Below are 25,723 nucleotides of genomic sequence, written 5' to 3' on the forward strand. Positions count from 1 at the left end.
GCGGCGAAATGACCAAAACACAGTTACTTCCGAATCTATAGTCTCCGCTAAGAAAGATTTAGATGCGCATATGCTATGCCTTTCTCCGCCTAATCATGGGCTTGGGGAACCGCAAATATGAAATCGAAACTGCCCGGATTGATCGTGCTTGCCGCCGCGATTATTGCCACCTCCGCCGTATCGTCACAGGCCGAAGATCTGAAATTCCAGCTCACCAACGGGACCAAGTCCGTCCTGACGCGCTTCTACAGCTCGCCGACGGGCGTCAACAGCTGGGAAGAAGACGTGTTCGGCGAGGATGTCCTCAATCCGGGCGAGACCGTGAACATCACCATCGCCGACGGCCGCACCGTCTGCAAATATGACATGCGCTTCGAGTTCGACGAAGACTCGGACCTCGACACCACCGAAGACACGCAGGATCTTTGCGCGCTCGGCAGCTACACCATCCACGAATAAACACCTTTCGCGATCGCCGCCTTCGCTTGACCGCCAAGGCGGCTTTCGGTTCCTTGTCACAATGGCGCTCGCAATATCGACGCTTGTCACTCCGCGCGGCTCCGCGTATCAGCGGATGGAGCATTAATTCAAAGCGATAGAGCGGCCTGTTGCATCAGCGGCGCTCCAATGCCCGGAGGACAAGGTGAACGGAAGACGGTTTCTGTCGATCGGTGAATGCATGGTGGAGCTCTCGCAGGCCGGCGACGGCCTGCTGCGCAAGGGCTTTGCCGGCGATACCTTCAATACCGCCTGGTATGCCCGCGCCTGCCTTGGCCCCGATTGGTCGGTCGATTATTTCACCGCGCTCGGTGACGACGCCATGTCGGACGAGATGGCTGCTTTTATCGCCGGAGCGGGTATCGGCACGAACCTCATCCGCCGCATCAAGGGCAAGACGCCCGGCCTCTACATGATCAACCTGAAGAACGGCGAACGCTCCTTCAGCTATTGGCGTGACAGTTCGGCCGCCCGCAGCTTGGCGGCCGATCCGGATCATCTGCGCGAGGCGGTGGAAAGCGCTGAAGTCATCTATTTCTCCGGCATCACCCTTGCCATCCTGCCGCAGGAGGATGCCGCAACGCTGCTCTCCGAAATCCGCCGCGCCAAGGCCGTCGGCAAGCTCGTGGTTTTCGACCCCAACATCCGGCCACGCCTCTGGTCAAGCTACGACGTGATGCATACGACGATCAGTGAAGGCGCTCGCTCCTCCGTGCTCGTGATGCCGAGCTTTGACGATGAGGCCGCTCATTTCGGCGACGATTCCATCGAGGCGACCATTCATCGCTACCGCGCGCTAGGCGCCCTCGACGTTGTGGTCAAGAATGGCGCAGACGGTGTCAACTTGAATTTCGGCGGCGAGGAGAGCTTCGTTCCGGCCGAAAAGGTCGAGAAGGTCGTCGACACCACCAGCGCCGGCGATAGTTTCAACGGCGCCTTCCTCGCACGCTATCTGGAAACCCAGGACGCGCCGGCCGCCGCCCGCTTTGCCGCGAAGGTGGCAGCCCGCGTCGTCAGTGAGCATGGCGCCTTGGTCGCAAAGGAAAAGCTCGGATTGAGGGGGCGTTAAGCCCGCGCATGACGACGAACATACGAACGCCATGCGCGGGCGCTCCCCGCCGTGTCGGCGTTGCCTGCCGTGGGAATCAAGCAATCAGGACTTCGTCGGCCGATCGGACTCGCGAACCGCCTCGTCATGATACCAGCAGCTGTCGAGCGCCGCGTCGCAGACATCGGCTGCCTCGCGCTCCATCAGCCGGGCGCGTTCGAACCGGCTGGGGCTCCGCGCCGGCTTGACGGGAAACTGGTAGATCGTTGCGGATTCACGATGGAAACCGGTGGGCATAAGATCGCCTCCATTCCGTTCGGCGCATCAACATTCGACGTCACGACCTTAGCACGATGCACATAGTTTATGCAAATTGCATAAAATATATGCACGCATATATTGTGATTGATCGATATGCTGTCTCTGCGCCCAGCGTCCGCCTATTTGTTCAACACTTCATCACCTCGGGCTAACGCCGAAATTTTCATCCGGTTCCAAAGCCGAAATTCGTTTTCCCGCGGAAAGCGGGCATTTCCAACACAGCGAAATGCGTGTCGGCCGGCTGATGTGCGATTTTTCTGGTACCGGCGGCCGAACTGGCACGCTACGTGCTTTTAAAGGTGCATCCCCTGGCGGTTGGATGCGCTTGCGCGCCGAGATCGTCTCCGGATTTGCTCACCTTCGTAGCATTGAGAGAGTCACGATGACAAAATATAAGCTCGAGTATATTTGGCTCGATGGGTACACTCCGGTACCGAACCTGCGTGGCAAGACGCAGATCAAGGAATTTGACGCATTCCCGACGCTGGAACAGCTTCCGCTCTGGGGCTTCGACGGTTCGTCGACCATGCAGGCCGAAGGCCGCAGCTCAGATTGCGTGCTGAAGCCCGTCGCAATCTATCCCGACCCCGCCCGCACCAACGGCGTTCTCGTCATGTGCGAAGTCATGATGCCCGATGGCGTCACGCCGCACCCGAGCAACGCCCGCGCCACCATCCTTGACGATGAAGATGCTTGGTTCGGCTTCGAGCAGGAATATTTCTTCTACCAGAACGGCCGTCCGCTCGGTTTCCCCGAGCAGGGCTATCCGGCGCCGCAGGGCCCCTACTACACCGGCGTCGGCTATTCGAACGTCGGCGATGTCGCCCGCGAAATCGTCGAAGAACATCTCGACCTCTGCCTGGCTGCCGGCATCAACCACGAAGGCATCAACGCCGAAGTGGCCAAGGGCCAGTGGGAATTCCAGATTTTCGGCAAGGGCTCCAAGAAGGCCGCTGACCAGATCTGGATGGCGCGTTACCTGCTGCAGCGCCTGACCGAAAAATACGGCATCGACATCGAGTATCATTGCAAGCCGCTCGGCGACACCGACTGGAATGGTTCGGGAATGCATTGCAACTTCTCGACCAAGTACATGCGCGAAGTTGGCGGTAAGGCCTATTTCGAGGCGCTGATGGCCCAGTTCGAAAAGAACCTGATGGATCACATCAACGTCTACGGCCCGGACAATGACAAGCGCCTGACCGGCAAGCACGAAACCGCGCCGTGGAACAAATTCTCCTACGGCGTTGCAGACCGTGGCGCCTCGATCCGCGTGCCGCACTCCTTCATCAAGAACGACTACAAGGGCTATCTGGAAGATCGCCGCCCGAACTCGCAGGGCTGCCCCTACCAGATCGCTTCCCAGGTACTGAAGACGATCTCGGAAGTTCCGCTCTCCGGTTCGGCTTCCGCTGCCGCCTAACAACCTCCCAAGCGGCGCCGGCCTCCCCGCCGGCGCCGTTCCTCTTTTTGCCTACCCCTTCATTGTCGACATAATTACCGGCTCCTACGGCCCTAACCTCCTATAATGGCTCATACAGGGCTGTAATATTTCCATCATGCACTTCCGCCAAAATAAGAGAGCGGGAATCGCCAATCCGGAACCCCGCCAGGGGTCGCGCGTTGCCATACCTAAGCGACGCTGATGGAAACGAGATATGCTGCAACGTCCGGCAAACACTTATAGCGGCGAGAGCTGGGCCAATGCCGCAGCCGCCGGAAATCTGCCGGAACGGCTGGTGATCGTCACCGACGCCTGGCACCCGCAGGTCAACGGCGTCGTGCGCTCGATCGAGAACACCAATCGCGAATTGGCGAAGATGGGCGTTGAGGTTTCGATGGTGACGCCGGAGCGCTTCAACAGCATCCCCTGCCCGACCTACCCGGAGATCCGCCTGTCGATCGCCAGTTACCGCCGCGTCGCGCGCGAGATCGAAAAGCATAATCCCACCTATGTGCACATCGCCACCGAAGGTCCGCTGGGGCTGACCGCCCGCCGCTGGTGCCTGCGCAAGGGCATGCCCTTCTCCACCAGCTATCACACCCGCTTTCCCGAATATGTTTCCGCCCGCCTGCCGATCCCGCAGAGCTGGCTCTATGCTTTCATACGCTGGTTCCACAATGGCGGCGCCGGCTGCATGGTCGCGACGCCGAGCCTGGCCCGCGAGCTGTCAGCCCGCGGCATCAAGAATTTGATGCCCTGGACCCGCGGTATCGACGCCACGCAATTTCATCCCATGCCGCTCGAACAGGAGCCATTCGGCCTACCGCGCCCGATCTTCATGACCGTCGGTCGTGTCGCGTTGGAAAAGAACCTGCCGGCCTTCCTCGATCTCGACCTGCCTGGCTCGAAGGTGGTGGTCGGCGATGGCCCGGCACGCGCCGAACTGGAGCAGCGTTATCCGGACGTGCATTTTACCGGCGTGAAATTCGGCGAGGATCTGGCGAAGGCCTATGCTCAGGCTGACGTCTTCGTCTTTCCGTCGCTCACCGACACCTTTGGCAACACCATCCTCGAAGCGCTGGCGTCGGGCGTGCCGGTTGCGGCCTATCCAGTCACTGGGCCGCTCGACATTATCGGCGAGGATAGTCAGGTCGGGGCGCTGGATGCGGACCTGCGCACCGCCTGCCTTGCCGCCCGTTCCGCTTCGCGCGAGAAGGCGCGCACGTTGGCCATGCAATATTCCTGGGAAGCGGCGACGACGCAGTTCATCAACAATATCCGCGCCGCCAATGGCGTGATCACGCCGAAATGGAAGAAGGCCTGGCAATTTGCCAAGTCGCTTCCGAGAAGCAGAAAGCCCGGCGAAACCACCGGGCCCTTGCCGTCCGTGGACTGATCCGGCTCACTTCTGAAGCGCGCTGCGAAGTGTATCGTTCGCGACCTTGATCGCGCTGCGGACCGCCGGCGTTTCGGCAATCGCATTCAGCAGCACGAAATCGTGGATCGTACCGTTGTAGCGGATCGAGGTGACCTTGACGCCGGCCTGGCTGAGCTTGCGGCCATAGGCTTCGCCTTCGTCGCGCAGCACATCGTTTTCATCGGTGATGATAAGGACCGGCGGCAGGCCGTTGAGCTGTTCGAGCGATGCCTGCAGCGGTGAAGCCGTCGGCTCCTTGCGCTTGGCCTCGTCAGGCAGATAGGCGTTCCAGAACCACTTCATCGCTTCCTTGGTCAGCCAGGGGCCATTGGCGAACTCATTATAGGAACCATTGTCGAAATTGGCGTCGGTGACCGGGTAGAACAGCACCTGCTGGTCGATGGTGGGACCGCCGCGCTCCTTGGCAAGCAGCGTCACCACCGCCGCCATGTTGCCGCCGACGCTGTCACCTGCGACCGCGAGCCTGCCGGCGTCGATGTTGAATTCCTTGGCATGCTCGGCGACATATTTGGTCGCGGCATAGGCCTGCTCGATGGCCACGGGGTAACGGGCCTCCGGCGAGCGTTCGTAGTCGACGAAGACGACGGCGGCATCGGCGCCATTGGCGATTTCCCGCACCAGTCGGTCATGTGTATCCGCATCGCCGAGCACCCAGCCGCCGCCGTGGAAGTAGAGAACGACCGGCAGCGCGCCCTTGGCATGTTCCGGGCGGACGATGCGCAGCTTGATGCTGCCGGTCGGGCCTGTTTTGATGACCTTATCCTCTTCCTTTGCGGCGAGCTTTTTGACCTCGCCCTTCTGCGCGCCGGACAGAACGTTACGGGCGTCGGCCGGCGATAGCGTGTAGATCGGTTTGCCGCCGGCAAGACCGTCGATGAACGTCTGCGTTGTCGGCTCGAGCACCGGGTCGGCAAGCGCGCCGACGGCGGAAGCTGCCAGGAGTGCTGCTGCGGAAACTGCGGTCTTGATGGTCGACATTGTCTGGTCCTTTCCGTTTTTCGATGTTCGCTCTTTTATATCGCGCACGATTATTTATCGCGCAACTTCAATTTCGACATACCTGCCATGCATAAAGATCGCTTACGATTATTTATCGCAAGATTAATATTATCCGGTTTGGAGATCCCCATGCTCGAGCCGCTGAAGCTCGACCTTTTCGTCTGCTTAGCCGTCTTAAAGCGGGCCACGCGCTGAACCGCGTCTACAAGCCGCTTCTTGACACGCTCGGCCGCTTGGGAACAAAAGGGCCAAACGGTCGGCGGCCTCGGCTAAAAGCTCTTCCTGGAATCAAGCACGCTGACGCCGCTGCTGAAACGCCTCGAAAGCGCCGGCTATATCAGCCGCGAGCGCAGCAGCGCGGACGAACGCGTCGTCGTCATCCGCTTGAGCGAAGCAGGCATTCGCCTGAAGGAAAAGGCGATCGGCATTCCCGGCTGAATCGCGGAAGCCAGCTGCCGCGATGCGGCGGATCTCACTCGGCTGCAGGCTGAGGCCGTGGCGTTGCGCGAGGCGCTGAATAAGAGCGTGGTTTCAGTTCCCGGCGATCAAATAGATGCCGTTCGAGGAGGCCTCCCTCTGCCCGGCAGGGCAGAGGGGAGTGTCCCAAACACCAGCGCCAAAAACCTACGTCCGCTTCTTCTTCGATTCGTACGGATTATCAGGCGAACGGAAATGGATGCGGATCGGCACGCTCGGCATGTCGAAATCGGCACGCAACCCGTTGATCAAGTAGCGCGTATAAGATTCCGGCAGCGCGTCGGAACGGGTGCAGGAAATCATGAAGGCCGGCGGGCGGGCCTTGACCTGGGTCATGTATTTCAGCTTGATGCGCCGACCGGACACGGCCGGTGGCGGATGCTGGATCTGCTGCGTTTCCAGCCATCGGTTGAGCCGTGCCGTCGAGATGCGCTTGTTCCAGACCCTGTCGGTGTCGATGATCGATTGCATCAGCTTGTCCAGCCCCCAGCCGGTCTGGCCGGAGATCGGCACGGCGCGAATGCCGCGCGCCTGCGGCAGCAGACGGTCGGTCTTTTCGCGCAGGTCGGCAAGCACTGCCTGCCGGTCCTCGATCATGTCCCATTTGTTGAAGGCGAGGACGGCGGCGCGCCCCTCGCGCAGCACGAGATCGACGATCTGCAGGTCCTGCTTTTCGAAGGGGATCGTCGCGTCGAAGACGATAACGACCGTCTCGGCGAAGCGGATGGCGCGCAGAGCATCGGCGACCGAAAGTTTCTCCAGCTTCTCGGTTACCCGCGCCTTGCGGCGCATGCCTGCGGTGTCGAACATCTTGATGGTGCGGCCGCGCCAATCCCATTCGACCGAGATGGAGTCCCGGGTGATACCGGCCTCCGGCCCGGTCAACAGCCGGTCCTCGCCGAGGAAACGGTTGATCAGCGTCGACTTGCCCGCATTCGGCCGACCGACGATCGCCACCCTGAGCGGCCTGGTGTCGTCATAGATCGGCTCTTCATCCTCGCCGTCGGCCTCGTTTTCGCCCGGCGGAATGTCGACATCGGTAACCGCGACATCGTCCTTGGCATAGGCACGGTCCTTGCCGATCGCCTCGACGATCGCGTCGCGCAGGTCGAGCATGCCCTGCCCGTGCTCGGCCGAAATCGGCGTCGGCTCGCCAAGCCCCAGCGTATAGGCGTCGTAGAAGCCGCTGTCGGAGCCGCGCGCTTCGGATTTATTGGCGACGAGCACCACCGGCTTGCCGCGTCGGCGCAGCATCTCGGCAAGAGCGGTATCAACAGGTGTCAGCCCGTTCTTGGCATCGACGACGAAAAGCGAAAGATCGGCCTCGTCGATCGCCGCTTCCGTCTGGGCGCGCATCCGGCCCTGCAGACTTTCCTCGTCGGCTTCTTCCAGACCTGCCGTGTCGATAATCGTAAAGGTCAAGCCCATCAGCCGCGCATCACCCGGCCGGCGGTCGCGCGTCACGCCGGGCGTATCGTCGACGAGCGCAAGCTTCTTGCCCACCAGGCGGTTGAAAAGCGTCGACTTGCCGACATTCGGACGACCGACGATGGCGACCGTGAAACTCATTCTTTTTCCTTAAACTCAGCCCTGCGCGGCGGGCGCCTTGCCGGATGCGGTAATGAGATCAAGCATCATCTGGGCGCGATTGGCAACAGGACGCGGGCTTTCGGCGTCATCGATAATCGACTGGAACCACTGCCGCGCCTGCGCCATATTGCCGGCCTTGTAGGCGGCCAGGCCGAGTGCCTCGCGCGCCGAATGGCGGAAGGCATTGCCCGGCACGGCCATTTCCTCGATCGCGGCCGAAACTTGCTCATAGGAGCCGTTTTCAATCAGCAGCCAGCCGGCTCGCATTTTGGCGGCATCGCGCACGGCAGCCGGAACGCCGTTGTCTTTGCCGATCTCGTTGAAGGCGGCGATTGCAGCGCCGGCGTCACCCTTCTGCGCCTGAACGGTGGCAGCCCGCATGCGCGCCAGCACCGGATAGGCGCCATGGCCTTCCTTCTCCAGCTTGTCGAGCGCGGCCAGCGCTTCGTCGTTCTTGTTCTCGTCGGCGAGTTTCATTGCTGCCAGGAACTGGTCGCCGGCGCTGGAGGAGCGCGTATCGTCCCAATATTCGTAGAGAACCTTGCCGGCGGTGCCGACGACAATCAGGATGGCGACGACGATGATATAGCGTCCGAACCGGCGCCATACGCCCTTCATCTGGTCGGATCGCAATTCCTCATTGACTTCACGGATGAAGCTGTCGTCGTTGAATGCCATTCTCGTCTCCGGCCGCGGCAATACCCATAGGCTGTGCGCTACGCACATTGCCGGGCCTTCTACCGCATTTTGCCGCGGTTGTAAGGGGGATATGAAAGATTCGTTACACGACCAGCGGTGAAACGCCGATCAACCATTCGTGCAGCTTCCAGATGATCAGCGCCCAGGCGACGATGCCGATGACGACGGCATAGAGATCGTATTTCGCCGAGACGAAGGGGCGCAGCGTGATCTCGCCTGCGCGCTCGCGCCGCTTCAGCGAGATGCGCAGGATGACGCCCCAGGCGAGGAAAGCGGCAAACAGCAGGACCGACGACGTCTCGCCGTTGGCGAGCAGATGCGCCAGCGCCCAGATCTTCACCGACAATACCATCGGATGTTTCGTCTTGGTGGCGATGTGTCCGGCCGGCAGCAGCGAGGCGACGAGACAGATCATCGCGATCACCATCAGCGTGATCGCGATATGCGCGGTCCAGACCGGTGGGTTGTAGAGCACGCCGGTCACCTGACGCGCCTGCCCGAATCCGTAGATCAGGAGGATCAGCGTGAGGATGCTCGCGATCGAGTAGCCGGCCCGCCAGCCCCTTTCGCCGAAGCTTGCGATCATCGAGCGGCGTAGGCCCGGTGCCACCACCCGCACCAGATGCACACCGAGAAAAAGTATGATGCCGACGATAAGCAGTGCCATTGCGGTCCCTTCCGTGCAATTTGTCATGGCTTAGCGGCTGACGCGAAAAAATACCAGTTGAGACCGCAGCTTCGCCGCAATTCTATAGGAGGGAAACCGCGATCAAATCGTCGCGGTATCCATGTCCCGTCTTCTCCTCTCCACTTGCCTGACGGCTTCGTTCCTCCTCCCTGTTATCGCCGAGGCGGCTGACCGGCCGAAACAGCTCGTCATCATTTCCTTCGACGGCGCCCACGACAATGCGCTCTGGCTGAAAAGCCGCGGGATGGCGGCGAAAAATGGCGCCCACTTCACTTATTTCCTCTCCTGCACCTTCCTGATGAACGAGGCGGCGAAGAAGGCCTACCAGGCGCCGCATCAGAAACGCGGAAAATCCAATGTCGGCTTCGCCCAGAGCGATGACGAAATCCGCGAACGGCTCGGCAATATATGGCATGCCCATCTCGAAGGCCACGACATCTCGAGCCATGCCTGCGGTCATTTCGACGGCCGCCTCTGGAGCGAGGCCGACTGGTCGGCCGAATATGCCACCTTCCGGGCGACGCTGAAGAATGCCTGGAAGAGCGTCGGCCTCGAGGAGCCGGCCGGCTGGCAGGAACTTGTCGATCATGGCATCAGGGGCTTTCGCGCCCCCTATCTCGCGGCGACGGCTGGCGCCGATATGATCGCCGCCGAAAAGAAGGCGGGCTTTACTTACGATGCAAGCCTCGTCACCAAAGGCCCGGCCATGCCAGTCGAAGAAGACGGCATCATCCGCTTCGGCCTGCCGCTGATCCCCGAAGGCCCGAGCGAAAAGCCGATCATCGGCATGGACTACAATCTCTTCGTCCGCCACTCCAAGGGCGAGGAAGATTCCGCGGACAGCGTCGCCTTCGAGCAGCGCGCCTATTCAGCGTTCTCCCAGGCTTTCGACCGCCAGTACAACGGCAGCCGCATCCCCCTCCAGCTCGGCTTCCACTTCGTCGAGATGAACGGCGGCGCCTATTGGCGGGCGCTGGACCGCCTGGTCAGCGACGTCTGCCATCGAACCGATGTCGCCTGCGTCAGTTATTCCGAAGCGATACCGATGATCGAGGCCCGCGGCAAGCTGCAGATGACATCAGGGTTGTAACGCATTTATGTTACCGCGATGGTGTACAGTGCGGCACAGCGGGCCTTAAAGCCACGACCCTACCCGTTCAGCCTGATCAGCCATCAACATGAACAATGCCAGCTTCCCGCTCCAGATAATGCTGGTCGATCGCCGGCAGCGGCTCGTCGTCGATAGCAGCCTCGAAGGCCTTGAGGCGCTTGTGGATGGAGAGCAGTTCGATGATGGTCGTCCAGGAGTTGACCAGATACTGGAACGAGTTGCTGACCTGGCCGAAGGCGGTCGAGATCTGCTGGAAGATACCATAGGTGATCGTGCCTGCAACGATCGTCGGGACCAGCATGAAGACCACGAAGAGCGCGTCTGCCTGGATGTAGAAATAGCGGGCGACGTTGAAATACATGTAGTGGAAATACATGCGGAAATAGTTCCGCCGAACGTTGTTGAAGAGCTCCCTGACCGTCAGCGGTTGCGCCCTCTCCGCATGATCCTCGCCGTAGACGAGTTCCTTACGATAGGCGGCTTCGACGCGTTGATTCCGGAAGTTCAGGCCCGGCAGCTTGATACCGGCAACCGCCAGGAGCAGCGTGCCGAATGCCGACCAGAAGAGCGCCAGCCAGAAGAGCGAATTTGCCAGAGGGCCGATGACCGGCAGTTCGGTCACGTAGTGCGAGAGCGCCAGAAGAATCGGAAGAAAGACCACGAGCGTCATCACTGAGTTGATGAGGCTGATGCCGAGACCTTCGAGCGTGCTCGAAAAACGCATGGTATCTTCCTGAACGCGCTGCGAGGCGCCTTCAATGTGACGCAGCTTTTCCCACTTCGACATGTAGAAGTCGTTCATCGCCGCGCGCCAGCGGAAGATGTAGTGGCTCGTAAAGAAGTCGGTCATGATCGACACGAACATGCTGAGGAACGCGATCTGACAGAAGACCCACATCAGGCTGTAGAAATTATCGACAGAAATGCCCGGCTGCTTCGACAAGGCGTTCTGGAGAAGATCGCCGAAGGGCCGGCGCCAGTTGTTGATCACGACCGTGATCTGGACGCCGAAATAGGTAACGAAAATGATGAGCGCCGACCCCCAGATCGACCACAGCTTCCAAGGATGGTTCCGCGCTATCAGATGCCATGCGCCACAAAAGATCACCGCCGAGAGGAAGAAGTAGCTGTAGAACCAGACATTCTCGGGCAGCAGGAAGAAAGAAAGGTCAATCGGCTGCTGGTCTTCCGCAACCGGCACAAAGCCGAGCGACGCGCCGAGACCGGCAGCGAAAAAGTACCAGCCGAAGATTGAAATCAGCGTCCACACGACAAGCGAAATGAAGAAAGGTTTCGGCTGGGGAAAAAAGGAATGAAACACGGGGGGCTTTGCTTTCCTGAACTGGGAGTCTCGGGAGTGTCTTGGAACACTGATTGTGCCGGAAACTAAGGCAGTTCGAAGGAAGCAGCAATGGGTTCGGCCGATTGTTACGGAGATGTAACCGGTTAGGCGACTTTCTTGATCACGGGCATCACCAGGGCGGCACAGACCAGAAGTGCGGCGGCGGCGATCACCGTCGGGACGGTGAAACTGCCTGAGCGCTCTGCAATCCAGCCAGCGACAACAGGCCCGACGATCTGGCCGAGACCGAAGGCAGCGGTCATCATCGCCAGAATTCGCCGCGGGCTCTCGGGTGAAAGCTTGCGGCCGATCTGCAGCCCGTAAGCCGTGATCGCGAGGAACGTCGCGCCGAACAGTGCACCGCCGATCAGCGGTGCGACCGAAGGCGGCAGCGCCACGGTCGCCAGCACGCCGGCCGCCTCGACCAGAAGCGCCGCGATATAGACGCCGCCGAGCCCGAGGGGCCTCACCAGTGGCCTCCAGGCAAACAGCGCCACCGCCGCCGTCAGACCGGCGATGAACCAGCAGAGAAATTCAACGAAAGCTCCCGTTGCCGACAGGCGGGCGATGGTGACGAGGAAGGTCGCGGTGATGACATAGCCGAAGCCGAACAGGCCATAGGACAGGGTTACCAGCACCATCGGCCGGCTCCAGTAGAGCGCCGGCTCCTTACCCGCCTGCACCTTTTGCGCCGGCGCCGACGGCAGCAGAAGGTAGACGACGACCAGGCTTATCGCACAATAGATTGCCCCGCCGATCCAATCGGCGCGCCAGCCGCCCGGCCCGTCGTGAAAGCCGAGGCCGATCACCAGCACCATCACCGAGGACAGCGCAATACCCGCCCCCGGCCCACCGAAATGCGCCGCCTGCACATGGTCATTGCCGGCCGCCGCTCCGTGGCTGAGCACGATCGACGAGGTGAAAACCATCGCAAAGGCGCTGGCGAGGCCGGCCAGGAAGCGGATGACGGCGAAGACCGCGACGGAATCGGTGGCGGCCATGGCCGCGAGCAGGATTGCCGTGGCAAGCAGCGCCGAGAGCGCCACCAGCCGCTCCCGCCCCGCCGCCCAGCCATAGGCCGCCAGCACGGCGCCGACGAGATAACCGACGAAATTCGCCGAGGCGATGAAGCCAGCATCCGCTGCCGAAAGCGGCACGCCGCTCATCATCCCGGGCAGGATCGGCGTATAGGAGAAGCGCCCGAAGCCCATGGCCGCCGCCATTGCAACGGCGCCGGCAGCAGCGGTAGCAGCGAGGTTCGGCTGGGGGCAAGGCGGGCGGGAAAGCATACAGCGCTTATCGCGCCGCAGTCGCAGCAGCGCAAACAACTATTTCTGATCGATCGATCAATTTCCGGAAAGGTCGAAAAAATCCCGGTTCGCCTTGAAAGTACTTATCTTGCGATATATGTTTTACGACATAGCCAAAGATACATCTGACGATGAAAGGAAAAGCCTGAGAGGTTTTAAAGGCGGCATGTTCGGCGAAGCATTTCGCATGGGCCGCAAATTCGCGGCAGGCGATCTGCAGCTCGTCATCCTGGCCCTGCTCGCCGAGCAGCCGCGCCACGGCTACGAGTTGATAAAGCTGCTGGAGGAGCGATCCGGCGGCTTCTATGTGCCGAGCCCCGGCGTCATTTATCCGGCACTCACCTTTCTCGAGGAAACCGGCCTTGCGGAAGTGGAGAATGAGGGCACCAAGAAGCTCTACCGCATCACCGAGGCCGGACGCCGCCGCGTCGAGGAAAACCGCGAGATGATCCTGCACACGCTCGCCAAGCTCGAACGTATCGGCGAGAAGATGGCCTATGTGAAGCGTGTTTTCGAAACCGATCGTCACGGAGCCGATATCGATGAGGGCGACTTTATGCAGGACGGCGGCGATATCCGCGCCGCCCGCATGCTGCTGCGCTCGGCCCTCAGGATGCGTTATCCCTGGTCGAAAAGCGAGGCCGCCCGCATCGCCGGGATATTGGAACGCGCTGCTACCGAAATCCTCCAAGGTGGCAGGCCGCAAACGCGCGGCTGAAGACGGGACGGCGCCAAGGATGGGGCTCACGGTGACACGCGCAGCCCCAAGGGAGCCTCATCCTGAGGTGCCCCGTAGGGGCTTCGAAGGACGAACCGGGTGCGCTGACGCCGGATGATGCAAGAAGCAGTGTTGCGGCGTGCTTCGAGGCTCCGCCCTATGGGCTGCGCACCTCAGCATGAGAGGGGTGGAGAGTGCCGCCCTTATAATAGCGGGCCTGGAAAACACGCGCAGCCTCCAAGAGAGCCTCATCCTGAGGTGCCCCGAAGGGGCCTCGAAGGGCGAGGCGGGTGCGCCAAACCCCGAGAGCCCCCCTACGCCCGCCCGTCCGGCAAGGTCAAAATCACCGGTCCGTTCCGTGTCGCAACCACCGTGTGTTCATATTGCACGGTCGGCGCCTTCGGATCGGCATAGAGCGTCCATGCATCGTCGCCGCCCTCGGCCCATGTGGCGCCGAGAGAAAGGAATGGCTCGACCGTGAAGACGAGACCATCCGTCATGACGCGCTTTTCCGAAGGATCCGGCCACGTCGAGAGTTCGGTGGGTTCCTCGTGCAGCGAACGGCCGACGCCGTGGCTCGCCAGATTGGCAACCAGCGTATAGCGGTTCTTCTGGGCGAAAGCGCCGACGGCGGTGCCGATCTTTGCCAGCGGCTCACCCGATTTCACTTGGTTGAGCCCAACCCATAGCGCCCGCCTGCCGTCGCGGCAGAGCCGTTCGATTTTCGGCTTGACCGGCGGCATCGTAAAGGAAGCGCCGGTATCGGCGAAGAAGCCGTCCTTCTCGGCCGAGACGTCGATATTGATCAGGTCGCCGGCCTGGATGACACGTGGCCCGGGAATGCCGTGGGCGATTTCCTCGTTGACGCTGATGCAGGTGGCGCCGGGAAACTGGTAGCAGAACTCCGGCGCCGAGCGCGCGCCGGAATCCTCGAGCACCTTGCGGCCGATCCGATCGAGCTCCAGCGTCGTCATGCCCGGCTCCATCGCTGCCGCCATCACCTGGATGGCGTTGGCGCAGATCCGGCCGATCTCCTTGAGCTTTGTCAGTTCATCGTCGTTTGCGATAACCATTCGTCTCTTCCGGCCTTGCGCGGGCGCGGCGCGGCCGCCTCAAGCCGTGGCTTTCGCCCCTTCGCCCTTTTCAGTCAATGCCTTTCTGACGATCGGGGCGACTTTCGTCCCGTAGAGTTCGATGCCGCGCATGATCTCAGCATGCGGCATCAGGCCGATCGCCATTTGCAGCAGGAAGCGGTCGTTCCTGAAAAGCGTGTGATGGGCGATGATCTTTTCCGCGACCACCTCGGGATCGCCGACGAAAAGCGCGCCGTTCGGCCCACGCGATAGATCGAAATGCGCGCGGCTGGTCGGTCCCCAGCCGCGCTCGCGGCCGATGCGGTTCATCACTTCCGCCTGGGGCCCGTAAAACTGGTCGGCGGCCGCCTCGGTCGTATCGGCGATGAAGCCATGAACATTGATGCTGGTCTTCAGCTTCGCCTGATCCTGCCCTGCGCGGCGCGCCGCCTCACGGTAGAGATCGAAAAGCGGCGCGAAACGGCGCGGCTCGCCGCCGATGATGGCGAGCGCCACCGGCAGTCCGAGCGCGCCGGCGCGCGCCACCGACTGCGGCGTACCGCCGACCGCGACCCACAACGGCAGCGGATCCTGCAGCGGCCTCGGATAGACGCCGCGCCCACGGATCGGCGCGCGAAGCTCGCCCTCCCATTCCACCGTCTCGCTGTTGCGCAGCGCCAAAAGCAGATCGAGCTTCTCCTCGAAAAGCTGGTCGTAATCCTCGAGATTGTAGCCGAACAGCGGGAAAGACTCGATGAAAGAACCACGCCCCGCCATGATCTCGGCCCGGCCGTCTGAAATCAGGTCGAGCGTCGAAAATTGCTGGAAGACCCGCACCGGATCATCGGAGGAAAGCACGGTGACGGCGCTCGTCAACCGGATGTTTTTGGTCTTGACGGCCGCGGCCGCCAACGCCACCGCAGGGGCTGACGCCGCATAATCCGGCCGATGATGTTCGCCGAGCCCGAAGACATCTAGGCCCACCTGATCGGCGAGCTCGATCTCCTCGATCAGATGTTTTAGCCGCTCGGCCCCCTCCGCCCCCTTGCTGCGGGAAGGATTGGGATTGACGTCGGCGAATGTGTAAAGACCCAGTTCCATCATCGAAATCCTGTTGAACTCGATCCGGAGATAAGGATGGCGGTGATGGAGCGCAAACACAAATTGTGGAAGGATTGCTTCGAGAATTTCGATATTGGCGTGATGTCTTCTGCAGCGTCGTAAGAGTCTCTGCGCCGTAGACACGGCGCTGCTGGATTCCTGTGACAGGCACAGGAATGAGGGAGCAAGAGGTGCGCACGCCGCCACTCATATCCCTTATCATTCAAAGCATTAGTATCAGATGTTGATTGGATGAAGCAGTTGTTGTTGAACTCGGTAAGTGCCAGAAACTCCCCTCATTCCTGTGCTCGTCACAGGAATCCAGCAGTCGCGCGTCCGCGCGACGAGAGACTCGTCACAAACCCAGCAGATGAAACGAAATATCCTCCCATTCAGGATTCTCCCGCTCGATCAAATTCAGCTTCCACTGCCGCGGCCATTCTTGATCGTCTTCTCCCGCGTAATCGCAGTCGTCAGCAAATCATGCTCCTCGAACCACACCAATGTCTTTACGCCATACTTCGACGTAAAGCCTGGCGTCAGTTCGTTCTGATGCTCATATAGCCGACCTGCAAGGTCACGCGTCACGCCGGTATAGAGCGTGCCATTGCGCGCGGATGCGAGGATGTAGACGTAACCCTTCATGCCGGTAGATTGGCACAGGTAACACCCCGCGTCGACAGCAACACCTGGCCACCCGAATCCTAATTCCAAGCTAAAATTCAACAACTTCCAAGCCTCAGCGGAATCATCTTCCAAGCCACATCACACCGCACGTGAAGCGGGAGGACGGCGCGGGCCTCAGCCACGCCGCCCTCAACGCTTCACATCTTTGCCAGCAGTTCCGCCAGCTGATCGGCAGCCTTGCCCCATCCCTCATGGAAGCCCATCTTCTCATGCGCTTCCTTGTCCTCGGCGCGCCAGTGCAGCGCCTTAGCCGTATACTTCGTGCGGCCATTGCCGAGATCTTCGAGCAGGATGACGCCGGTGAAGAAGGGTTTTTCAGCGGGCACCCAGGCGCTGGTATAGGCGTCGGTGAAGACGATCTTCTCGTTCTCGACAATCTCGAGATAAACGCCGCGGTTCGGATACTGATTGCCCTCGGGATCCTGCATGACGACGACATTGGAGCCGCCGGGGCGAACGTCGAGCGTCGCTTCCGCCACGCCCCAGGGGCGTGGTACGAACCACTTCTTCAGCAGGTCGGGATCGGTCCAAGCCTTGTAGATCTTCTCGCGCGGGGCGTCGAATTCGCGAACCAGGGTGAGTTCATATTGCGTGCTTGCGGTCATTTCGAAGCTCTCCATTTGAGTGAACCTGTTTCCTGTCGGGTTGTTACAAGGACGTGTCGAACTTCGCCGTTCCGACAGCGCGGCAATTTTTCCTGGTTTAATTTGCGATATGCTGCGCGGCCTCTGCCTGCATCTTGTCGATCTGACGGCGGATATGGGCCGCCTCCGCCGCCGAATGGGCAAGCGCGATGGCATGGTCGAAGGCTTCGCGCGCTTGGCGGGTCAAGCCAAGCTGCTTCAGCAGCCCGCCTCGCAGACCGTGATAATAAAAATAGCCGCCGAGCTTCTCGCCCAGCGGATCGATGAGATCGAGTGCCTGCTGCGGCCCGTGCAGCTTGGAAACAACGACCGCGCGGTTAAGCGTCACGACAGGCGAAGGCTGCACGCGTTCCAGCGCGCGGTAGAGCAGATCGATCTCCACCCAGTCGGTATCCTCGGCACGTTTCGCGCGGGAATGGATGGCGGCGATGGCCGCCTGAAGCTGATACGGGCCGGGCCGGCGGTGCCGCAGCGCCTTGTCGAGCAGCGCCAGGGCTTCGTTGATGAAGGGCTGGTTCCAAAGAGAGCGGTCCTGATCTTCAAGCAGCACGATTTCGCCCTCGGCGCTGAAGCGCGCCGGCCGGCGTGCGATTTGCAGGAGCATGAGCGCGAGCAGCCCCATCAGCTCCGGTTCCGCCGGGAAAATATGCAGCATCAGCCGTGCCAGCCGGATCGCCTCGTCACTGAAGGCGGCCGCCTCATGCTTGGGGTCGGCCTGGCTGTAACCCTCGTTGAAGATGAGATAGATCATCGTGCTGACGATCAAGAGACGTTCGGCCCTCTCCTCAGGGCTCGGCGTTTCGAAAGGCACGCCTGCCTTGGCGACACGCGCCTTCGCCCGGGTGATGCGCTGCTCCATGGCGCTTTCCGAAACCAGGAAAGCGCGAGCGATCTGCTGCACGGAAAGGCCGGACACGATGCGCAGCGCCAGCGCGATCTGCTGGGTGGCCGGCAGATCCGGATGGCAGCAGATGAAGAGAAGCCGCAGGATGTCGTCGCGATAATTGGAATCGTCCAGCCGATCGGCGATATCGCTTTCGGCATCCTCGGTATCGGAAATGACCTCCTCGTCCGGCAGCGCCTGGAGCTTCGTCCGCTTGCGCACCGCATCGATACCGCTGTTGCGGCCGACGAAAATGAGCCATGCTGTCGGATCGCGCGGCGGTCCTTTCTCCGGCCATGTCCGGATCGCCCTCAGACATGCCTCCTGAAACGCCTCTTCCGCCGTGTCGAGATCGCGGAAATAGCGCAGCAGCGCGCCAAGCGCCTTCGGGCGGGCCGAGCCAAGGGCAAGGTCGATCCAGGCAATATCGGTCATGATGCAGCATCTCCCGGCCTGAAGACGTAGAAAGGCCGAATTTCGTAAGAGGTGGAACCTGGATTGACGGATGAAAGCTGCTTCGAGAAGGCGACCGCCTCGTCGAGGGTTTCGAAGTCAACCACATAGAAGCCGAGAAGCGCCTCTTTCGTTTCCGCAAAAGGCCCGTCGATGACCAGGGGCTCGTCCTTGCCTTTGCGCACGGTGGTCGCAGCCGTCGTCGGCATCAGCCGCCCGACGGGGCCGAGCTTGCCGGATCTGGCCAGCGGCTCCTGCACGGCATAAAGCTTCTCCATGACGGCAGCCTCTTCCTCCTGGGTCCAGGCGAAGACGGTTTCCTCGTGAGCGTAACAAAGGATCGCATAAAGCATCGGGTCACTCCTCTTTCCGAATGACGAAGGAGTAACCGGTTAGCCGACAGGCCGCATCAAAAAATTATCAAGATAAAGGCGCTGAGAGCCGGGCCCGCCCGCCGAAATCGGCAGAGCTATGGTGCGGTTCCGATCGCGGCTCACCCCTCGCTCAGCGTCCGCCGGACCGCGCTCTTCCAGCCCTTGAGCTTGGCCGCCCGCACCTTGTCATCCATGTCGGGCTCGAAACGCCGGTCGCGTTTCCACCTTGCCGAAAAGCCATCCCTGTCCGGCCAGACCCCTGCCCGGCTGCCGGCGAGCCAGGCCGCACCGAGGGCGGTCGTTTCGAGAATGACCGGGCGGTCGACCGGGGCATTGAGCAGATCGGCGAGCCGTTGCATCGTCCAGTCGGAGGCCACCATGCCGCCATCGACGCGCAGCACCGTGTCGTCGCCGCTGTTCTTCCAATCCTTCTGCATGGCGTCGAGGAGATCGCGGGTCTGGTAACAGACGGCTTCGAGCGCGGCCCGCGAAAGCTCTGCCGGGCCGCTGTTGCGCGTCAGCCCGAAGATGGCACCGCGCGCCTTGGCATCCCAGTGCGGTGCACCAAGGCCGGTGAAGGCGGGCACGAGATAGACGTCCTGCGTCGGATCGGCCTTCTCGGCAAGCGCATTGGTCTCGGCGGCGCTGCCGATGATCCCGAGCCCGTCCCGCAGCCATTGTACCGCCGCCCCGGCGATGAAGATCGAACCCTCGAGCGCGTAGGTCGTCTCATCGTTCAGCCGATAGGCGATGGTGGTCAGCAGCCGGTTTTTCGAACGGACCATATCGGCGCCGGTGTTGAGCAGCGCGAAACAGCCGGTGCCATAGGTCGATTTCAGCATGCCCGGTGCAAAACAGGCCTGACCGATGGTCGCCGCCTGCTGATCGCCGGCAACCCCGAGGATCGGGATCGCGGCGCCGAAGATATCGGCGTCGACCGTCCCGAAATCGGCGGCGCAATCCTTGACTTCAGGCAGCATGGCGGCCGGCACCCTGAGAATATCGAGCAGATCCTCGTCCCAGGTATTTTCGGCGATATTGTACATCAGCGTACGCGAGGCATTGGTCGCGTCGGTGACGAAGCTCTTGCCGCCTGTCAGCCGCCAGATCAGGAAGGTGTCGATCGTACCGAAGCAGAGATCGCCCCTTGCGGCACGCGCACGCGCGCCCTTCACATTGGCGAGCATCCAGGAAAGCTTCGTTCCGGAAAAATAGGGGTCGAGGAGCAGCCCGGTCTTCCTGGTGAACAGCCGCTCGAGATCCTGCCGTTTCAGATTATCGCAATAGCTCGCGGTGCGCCGATCCTGCCAGACGATGGCATTCTGGATCGGCCGGCCGGTCTCGCGCTCCCAGACAACGACCGTCTCGCGCTGATTGGTGATGCCGAGCGCAGCAACATCCCTCGCGGTAATCCCGGCGTCCCGCAAGGCCATGTTGACGGTGGAGATGACCGACTCCCAGATCTCCTCGGGATCGTGCTCGACCCAGCCGGAGCGCGGATAGATCTGGGTGAATTCCTTCTGGCCCTTGCCGGCGACATGCATGTCGCCATCGAAGACGATCGCCCGTGTCGACGTCGTTCCCTGATCGATCGCCAGAACATATCTGCTCATTAAATCCTCCCGAGGCATGTCGATTCTCGAGGCAAATCAATAGGACAGGGATGCGGACGAGAAAAGCGAATAAAGCGGAATTGCCAGCCTGCCGGCTTTGGGCATAACCTCGCCAAAACGTTGCAACGCAGCATCGCGATGTCAGGAGAAAACAGCATGAGCAGATCAGTCATTGTCACCGGCTCCACTAGCGGCATCGGCCTGGCGATCGCCACCGCTTTTGCCGAAACCGGCGACAATGTCGTCATCAATGGTTTCGGAAATGCCGATGAAATCAAGGCGATCGTCAAGCGGCTTGAATCGGTTTCGAAGGGCCGGGCGATCTATCATGCGGCCGACATGACCAAGCCCGCCGAGATCGCCGACCTGATCGAAACGGCGGCGAAGAGCTTCGGCACCGTCGATGTCCTCGTCAACAATGCCGGTATCCAGCATGTCGAGAAGATCGAGGATTTCCCGATCGAGAAGTGGGATCAGATTATCGCCATCAATCTGTCGAGCTCCTTTCACACCATGCGCGCCGCCATCCCGCTGATGAAGGCGAGAAAGCATGGCCGCATCATCAATATCGCCTCCGCCCATGGGCTCGTCGCCTCCCCCTTCAAATCCGCCTATGTTGCGGCAAAACATGGTATATTAGGCCTGACAAAGACGGCCGCCCTGGAGCTTGCCGAATTCGGCGTGACGGTGAACGCCATCTGCCCCGGCTATGTGCTGACGCCGCTGGTCGAAAAGCAGATACCGGATACCGCCAGGGCCCGCGGCATGACCGAGGAGCAGGTTAAGAGCGAGGTCATTCTCAAGGCGCAGCCGACCCGTGAATTCGTCAAGGCCGAAGAGATCGGCGCCCTGTCGCTCTACCTCGCCAGCGACGCCGCCCGGCAGGTGACCGGAACGCATATCTCGATTGACGGTGGCTGGACGGCGGCTTAACCATTTGGAAAAAACAACCGGGAATATCATGAACGAGAGCATCCGCTTCATCCTGAACGGCGAGGATATCGCGCTCGCCAATGTTGGGCCGACCGAGACACTTCTCGATTTTCTCAGGATGAAGCGACGGCTGACGGGCACCAAGGAAGGATGCGCGGAAGGTGACTGCGGCGCCTGCACCGTGCTTGTCGGGCGGCTGGCCGACGGCAAGCTCGCTTACGAATCGGTCAATGCCTGCATCCGTTTCATGGGCTCACTGCATGCCACGCACGTGGTGACGGTCGAGCATCTGGCCGGCCGGGACGGCGCGCTGCATCCGGTGCAGCAGGCGCTGGTCGACTGTCATGGATCGCAATGCGGCTTCTGCACCCCGGGCTTCGTCATGTCGCTCTATGGCCTGTGGCTGACGAAGGAAAAACCCGGCCGCCGCGAAATTGAAAAGGCGCTGCAGGGCAATCTCTGTCGCTGCACCGGCTACGAGCCGATCGTCAAGGCCGCCGAGCAAGTCAGCCTGCAGCGGCCGAGCGCGCTCTTCGACCCGCTGCAGCGGACGCGCTCAGAAATCGTCGCGCGGCTCTGGGCAATGCAGGCGAGCGGCACCATCCGGATTGCCAGCGGCGAAGACCGGCTGATCGTTCCGGGGTCTGTTCAGGCTCTGGCGGAAGTCCTCTCGCAGGAACCCGAGGCGACTATCGTTGCCGGCGCGACCGATGTCGGCCTCTGGGTGACGAAGCAGATGCGCCGGCTGAGCCCGGTCGTTTTCATCAACCATCTGAGCGAGTTGCAGTTGGTGACGGAAAGTGATGATGGCGTCACCATCGGCGCCGGCGTCAGCTACAGCAGGGCCTTCGAGGCGATTTCCGGCAAGATCCCAGCGCTCGGGCGGCTGATAGACCGGATCGGCGGCGAGCAGGTGCGCAACATGGGCACGATCGGCGGCAATATCGCCAACGGTTCGCCGATCGGCGACAGCCCCCCGCCGCTGATCGCCCTCGGCGCGACGCTGACCCTGCGTTCCCTGGAAGGGCAGCGCCGAATGCCGCTCGAAGATTTCTTCATCGCCTATGGCAAACAGGATCGCAGACCCGGCGAATTCGTCGAAAGCGTCTTCGTGCCCTATCCCAAGGTCGCCAGCCGCTTTGCCGCCTACAAGATCACCAAGCGCCGTGACGAGGACATCACCGCCGTGCTTGGCGCCTTTTTGCTGATGCTCGACGAGGCCGAGACCATCACCGACATCCGCATCGCCTTCGGCGGCATGGCGGCGACGCCGAAGCGCGCGCCGACAGTCGAGGCCGCGCTGATCGGCAAACCATGGACGGAAGCGACGATCGAGGCGGCCCGCCCCGCCTTCGACACCGACTTCCAGCCGCTGACCGACTGGCGCGCCACGGCGGAGTATCGCCAGCTGACGGCGAAGAACCTGCTGACACGGTTCTATCTTGAGACCGTCGGCGCACCGGCGGAACTGAAGCGGTTCGAGGAGGTGGCGTGATGGAGACGATAATCAGCACGTCAGGAACTCAGGCTTTGATGGCGATCGGTGCGGCCACCTCCTCCCCCTCATTCCTGTGCTTGTCACAGGAATCCAGTGCGCCCAAGTCCTTGGGCGCGAGAGATCCTTTTAACCGCTTCAGAGAGTCATTCACCGCGCCGACGCGCGGTGGCTGGATTCCTGTGACAAGCACAGGAATGAGGGAGTGTGAGGCAACCTCGTTCCACATCAGCACACTCGAAGGACACGGCTAATGGACAAGTCCACCTTCGAAAATCCCAAAGTCGTCATCTCCGGTCCCATGCACGGCTCCCTGCGCCATGACTCAGCGCACAAGCATGTCACCGGAACCGCCGATTATATCGATGACATTCCCGAACCTGCCGGCCTACTGCACGGCGCGCTCGGTCTCTCCGACCGGGCACATGCCGAGATCCTCAGCATCGACCTTTCCCAGGTCGCCGCCTATCCGGGCGTGGTCTGGGTTTTCACCGGCAAGGACGTGCCCGGCGTCAACGACACCAGCTCCAATGGCAGCCATGACGAGCCGCTGCTTGCTGAAACTCTAGTTCAATTCCACGGCCAGCCGATCTTTGCCGTCATCGCCGAAACACGCGACGCGGCCCGCCGCGCCGCGCGGCTAGCGAAGATCGACTATCGCGACCTCACGCACTGGCACGATATCGATGGCGCGCTCGCCAATGGCGGCCCATTGGTCATCACCCCGATGACGCTCCAGCGCGGTGAGCCGGAAACGGAAATGCCGAATGCGGCCATGCGGCTGAAGGGGCAGATGCGCATCGGCGGACAGGAGCATTTCTATCTCGAAGGCCATATCGCCGTGGCCATTCCCGGCGAGGACGACGAGGTCACCGTCTGGTCCTCGACGCAGCATCCGAGCGAGATCCAGCATATTGTCGGCCACGTGCTCGATATCCCATCGAACGCGGTCACCGTCAACGTGCGTCGCATGGGCGGCGGCTTCGGCGGCAAGGAGACGCAGGGCAGTCAGTTCGCGGCCCTTGCAGCGATCGCCGCCAAGAAGCTCGGCCGCGCGATCAAATTCCGCCCGGATCGCGACGAGGATATGAGCGCCACCGGCAAGCGCCATGATTTCCTGGTCGATTACGAAGTGGGCTTCAATGCCGAAGGCCGCATCCACGCGGTCGACGCCACTTACGCGGCGCGCTGCGGCTTCTCTTCCGACCTCTCCGGACCGGTAACCGACCGCGCGCTGTTCCATGCCGATTCCAGCTATTTCTATCCGCATGTGCATCTGAACTCGAAACCGCTCAAGACACACACTGTCTCCAACACCGCCTTCCGCGGCTTTGGCGGGCCGCAGGGCATGCTCGGCGCCGAGCGCATCATCGAGGAGATCGCCTATGCCCTCGGCAAGGATCCGCTCGATATTCGCAAGCTGAATTTCTACGGCCAGCCGGGCTCCGGGCGCACGCTGACGCCTTACCATCAGGAGGTTGAGGGCAATATCATCGCCCGCGTCGTCGACGAGTTGGAGGACACGTCAGACTACCGGGCGCGGCGCAACGCCATCATCGGCTTCAATCGCGACAGCCGCTATATCAAGAAGGGCATTGCCCTGACGCCGGTCAAATTCGGCATCTCCTTCACCATGACCGCCTTCAACCAGGCCGGCGCCCTCGTTCACATCTATCAGGATGGCTCGATCCATCTGAACCATGGTGGCACCGAAATGGGCCAGGGTCTCTATACCAAGGTGGCGCAGGTGTTGGCCGACAGCTTCCAGGTCGATATCGACCGGGTGAAGATCACCGCGACGACGACCGCCAAGGTGCCGAACACCTCGGCGACCGCCGCCTCCTCCGGCTCGGACCTCAACGGCATGGCAGCGCACGACGCCGCCCGCCAGATCAAGGAACGGCTGGTGGCCTTTGCCGCTGAGAAATGGGAAGTGGCGCCGTCCGACATCGTCTTCCTGCCGAACCGCGTGCGGGTCGGCGAGAGCGAGATCCCCTTCCCCGATTTCGTCAAACAAGCCTATTTCGCCCGTGTCCAGCTGTCCGCCGCCGGATTCTACAAGACGCCGAAGATTCACTGGGACCGCAAGGCCGGCCGCGGCACGCCCTTCTATTATTTCGCCTATGGCGCCGCCTGCACCGAGGTCTCGATCGATACGCTGACCGGCGAATATCTGATCGACCGCACCGACATCCTCCACGATGTCGGCCGCTCGCTGAACCCGGCGATCGACCTCGGCCAGGTCGAGGGCGCCTTCGTCCAGGGTCTGGGCTGGTTGACGACGGAAGAACTCTGGTGGGACGACAAGGGACGGCTGCGCACCCATGCGCCATCCACCTACAAGATCCCGCTCGCCTCCGACCGGCCGAAGATCTTCAATGTGCGTCTCGCCGAATGGTCGGAGAACGCCGAAGCCACTATCGGCCGCTCCAAGGCCGTCGGCGAACCGCCCTTCATGCTGGCGATTTCGGTGCTGGAGGCACTGTCGATGGCGGTGGCCAGTGTCGCGGATTACAAGGTCTGCCCCAGGCTCGACGCGCCGGCGACGCCGGAACGGGTGCTGATGGCCGTGGAGCGGATGAAGCGGGTGTAGGATGGGAAGGCGTCCGGCTGGCTTGTTGCTCGAACGGAACCGGCATAGTCGGTACCCCCCTCTGTCCTGCCGGACATCTCCCCCGCAAGGGGGGAGATCGGCGAGACGACGGCCCTTCGCCCATATTACCCTGACATCCGCTTATCAAAATCCGGTTTTAGGCCGCCATTTGGGAAGCCAACGCCTCATGC

At 61.5% G+C, this 25,723-nt stretch carries 22 protein-coding genes and 2 pseudogenes; 10 read left to right on the forward strand and 14 right to left on the reverse strand.

Annotated features, from left to right (window positions below; genetic code table 11):
* Positions 1-117 precede the first annotated feature (117 nt).
* Positions 118-459: a hypothetical protein gene (locus GGI60_RS04265; RefSeq protein WP_183912322.1), complete on the forward strand. Its 342-nt coding sequence runs from the start codon at positions 118-120 to the stop codon at positions 457-459.
* A 184-nt stretch (positions 460-643) separates the two neighbouring features.
* Positions 644-1,567: a sugar kinase gene (locus GGI60_RS04270; RefSeq protein WP_183912319.1), complete on the forward strand. Its 924-nt coding sequence runs from the start codon at positions 644-646 to the stop codon at positions 1,565-1,567.
* An 84-nt stretch (positions 1,568-1,651) separates the two neighbouring features.
* Here GGI60_RS04270 and gstI read toward each other — a convergent pair whose 3' ends face one another.
* Positions 1,652-1,843, reverse strand: a complete 192-nt coding sequence (gstI, locus tag GGI60_RS04275; RefSeq protein ID WP_183912317.1) for a glutamine synthetase translation inhibitor GstI — start codon at positions 1,841-1,843, stop codon at positions 1,652-1,654.
* Between the two features lie 406 nt (positions 1,844-2,249).
* Here gstI and GGI60_RS04280 point away from each other — a divergent pair, with 406 nt between their 5' ends.
* Positions 2,250-3,290 (forward strand): glutamine synthetase beta-grasp domain-containing protein, encoded by a 1,041-nt coding sequence (locus GGI60_RS04280; protein WP_038690487.1) that lies wholly within the window; start codon positions 2,250-2,252, stop codon positions 3,288-3,290.
* Between the two features lie 235 nt (positions 3,291-3,525).
* Entirely contained in the window at positions 3,526-4,707 is a 1,182-nt protein-coding gene (locus tag GGI60_RS04285) for a glycosyltransferase family 4 protein (protein WP_183912315.1), read from the forward strand.
* Positions 4,708-4,713: 6 nt separating this feature from the next.
* Here the strand turns inward: GGI60_RS04285 and GGI60_RS04290 are convergent, their stop codons facing one another.
* Positions 4,714-5,727 carry an alpha/beta hydrolase gene (locus GGI60_RS04290; protein WP_183912313.1) on the reverse strand — a complete coding sequence of 338 codons (1,014 nt, stop codon included), beginning with the start codon at positions 5,725-5,727 and terminating at the stop codon, positions 4,714-4,716.
* Positions 5,728-5,877: 150 nt separating this feature from the next.
* Here GGI60_RS04290 and GGI60_RS04295 point away from each other — a divergent pair.
* Positions 5,878-6,276: pseudogene (locus tag GGI60_RS04295) on the forward strand (MarR family winged helix-turn-helix transcriptional regulator); the annotation flags it as partial.
* Between the two features lie 96 nt (positions 6,277-6,372).
* Here the strand turns inward: GGI60_RS04295 and der are convergent.
* The 3 genes from der to GGI60_RS04310 all read right to left on the reverse strand — a co-directional run bounded on the left by der (position 6,373) and on the right by GGI60_RS04310 (position 9,181).
* Positions 6,373-7,794, reverse strand: coding sequence for a ribosome biogenesis GTPase Der (der, locus tag GGI60_RS04300; protein WP_183912311.1), 1,422 nt, complete (start codon positions 7,792-7,794; stop codon positions 6,373-6,375).
* Between the two features lie 15 nt (positions 7,795-7,809).
* On the reverse strand, positions 7,810-8,493 hold the full coding sequence (locus GGI60_RS04305) for a tetratricopeptide repeat protein (protein WP_183912309.1): 684 nt from the start codon (positions 8,491-8,493) through the stop codon (positions 7,810-7,812).
* A 103-nt stretch (positions 8,494-8,596) separates the two neighbouring features.
* The gene (locus tag GGI60_RS04310; protein ID WP_183912307.1) at positions 8,597-9,181 is read right to left on the reverse strand and encodes an NnrU family protein; all 585 of its coding nucleotides are present in this window, start codon (positions 9,179-9,181) and stop codon (positions 8,597-8,599) included.
* Positions 9,182-9,302: 121 nt separating this feature from the next.
* On the opposite strand from GGI60_RS04310, the gene GGI60_RS04315 reads away from it, so the two are divergent.
* On the forward strand, positions 9,303-10,292 hold the full coding sequence (locus tag GGI60_RS04315) for a polysaccharide deacetylase (RefSeq protein WP_183912305.1): 990 nt from the start codon (positions 9,303-9,305) through the stop codon (positions 10,290-10,292).
* 76 nt (positions 10,293-10,368) lie between these two features.
* Here GGI60_RS04315 and sbmA read toward each other — a convergent pair whose 3' ends face one another.
* Both sbmA and GGI60_RS04325 read right to left on the reverse strand, forming a co-directional pair.
* Positions 10,369-11,634, reverse strand: coding sequence for a peptide antibiotic transporter SbmA (sbmA, locus tag GGI60_RS04320; RefSeq protein ID WP_183912303.1), 1,266 nt, complete (start codon positions 11,632-11,634; stop codon positions 10,369-10,371).
* 125 nt (positions 11,635-11,759) lie between these two features.
* Positions 11,760-12,944 carry a YbfB/YjiJ family MFS transporter gene (locus GGI60_RS04325; protein ID WP_183912301.1) on the reverse strand — a complete coding sequence of 395 codons (1,185 nt, stop codon included), beginning with the start codon at positions 12,942-12,944 and terminating at the stop codon, positions 11,760-11,762.
* Between the two features lie 166 nt (positions 12,945-13,110).
* On the opposite strand from GGI60_RS04325, the gene GGI60_RS04330 reads away from it, so the two are divergent.
* The gene (locus GGI60_RS04330; protein WP_183913846.1) at positions 13,111-13,683 is read left to right on the forward strand and encodes a PadR family transcriptional regulator; all 573 of its coding nucleotides are present in this window, start codon (positions 13,111-13,113) and stop codon (positions 13,681-13,683) included.
* Positions 13,684-13,997: 314 nt separating this feature from the next.
* Here the strand turns inward: GGI60_RS04330 and map are convergent, their stop codons facing one another.
* From map to glpK, 7 genes and pseudogenes are all read right to left on the reverse strand, one after another.
* Positions 13,998-14,756 carry a type I methionyl aminopeptidase gene (gene map, locus GGI60_RS04335; RefSeq protein WP_183912299.1) on the reverse strand — a complete coding sequence of 253 codons (759 nt, stop codon included), beginning with the start codon at positions 14,754-14,756 and terminating at the stop codon, positions 13,998-14,000.
* Between the two features lie 39 nt (positions 14,757-14,795).
* Positions 14,796-15,857, reverse strand: coding sequence for an LLM class flavin-dependent oxidoreductase (locus GGI60_RS04340; protein WP_183912297.1), 1,062 nt, complete (start codon positions 15,855-15,857; stop codon positions 14,796-14,798).
* A gap of 355 nt (positions 15,858-16,212) precedes the next feature.
* Positions 16,213-16,502 (reverse strand): annotated as a pseudogene (locus GGI60_RS04345) (GIY-YIG nuclease family protein).
* A 179-nt stretch (positions 16,503-16,681) separates the two neighbouring features.
* Entirely contained in the window at positions 16,682-17,149 is a 468-nt protein-coding gene (locus GGI60_RS04350; RefSeq protein WP_183912295.1) for an SRPBCC family protein, read from the reverse strand.
* A 97-nt stretch (positions 17,150-17,246) separates the two neighbouring features.
* Positions 17,247-18,506 carry an RNA polymerase sigma factor gene (locus GGI60_RS04355; RefSeq protein WP_183912293.1) on the reverse strand — a complete coding sequence of 420 codons (1,260 nt, stop codon included), beginning with the start codon at positions 18,504-18,506 and terminating at the stop codon, positions 17,247-17,249.
* Positions 18,503-18,877 (reverse strand): YciI family protein, encoded by a 375-nt coding sequence (locus GGI60_RS04360; RefSeq protein WP_183912291.1) that lies wholly within the window; start codon positions 18,875-18,877, stop codon positions 18,503-18,505. Before GGI60_RS04360 ends, GGI60_RS04355 begins: the two co-directional genes overlap by 4 nt.
* A 140-nt stretch (positions 18,878-19,017) precedes the next feature.
* Positions 19,018-20,511: a glycerol kinase GlpK gene (gene glpK / locus GGI60_RS04365; protein WP_183912289.1), complete on the reverse strand. Its 1,494-nt coding sequence runs from the start codon at positions 20,509-20,511 to the stop codon at positions 19,018-19,020.
* A 156-nt stretch (positions 20,512-20,667) separates the two neighbouring features.
* Here glpK and GGI60_RS04370 point away from each other — a divergent pair, with 156 nt between their 5' ends.
* From GGI60_RS04370 to xdhB, 3 genes are all read left to right on the forward strand, one after another.
* Positions 20,668-21,444: a 3-hydroxybutyrate dehydrogenase gene (locus GGI60_RS04370; RefSeq protein ID WP_183912287.1), complete on the forward strand. Its 777-nt coding sequence runs from the start codon at positions 20,668-20,670 to the stop codon at positions 21,442-21,444.
* Between the two features lie 28 nt (positions 21,445-21,472).
* Entirely contained in the window at positions 21,473-22,939 is a 1,467-nt protein-coding gene (gene xdhA / locus GGI60_RS04375) for a xanthine dehydrogenase small subunit (protein ID WP_183912285.1), read from the forward strand.
* Positions 22,940-23,192: 253 nt separating this feature from the next.
* Positions 23,193-25,532, forward strand: a complete 2,340-nt coding sequence (gene xdhB, locus GGI60_RS04380; protein WP_183912283.1) for a xanthine dehydrogenase molybdopterin binding subunit — start codon at positions 23,193-23,195, stop codon at positions 25,530-25,532.
* Positions 25,533-25,723 lie beyond the last annotated feature (191 nt).

The sequence above is a fragment of the Rhizobium lentis genome (assembly GCF_014200175.1).
Classification (GTDB): Bacteria; Pseudomonadota; Alphaproteobacteria; order Rhizobiales; family Rhizobiaceae; genus Rhizobium; species Rhizobium mulingense.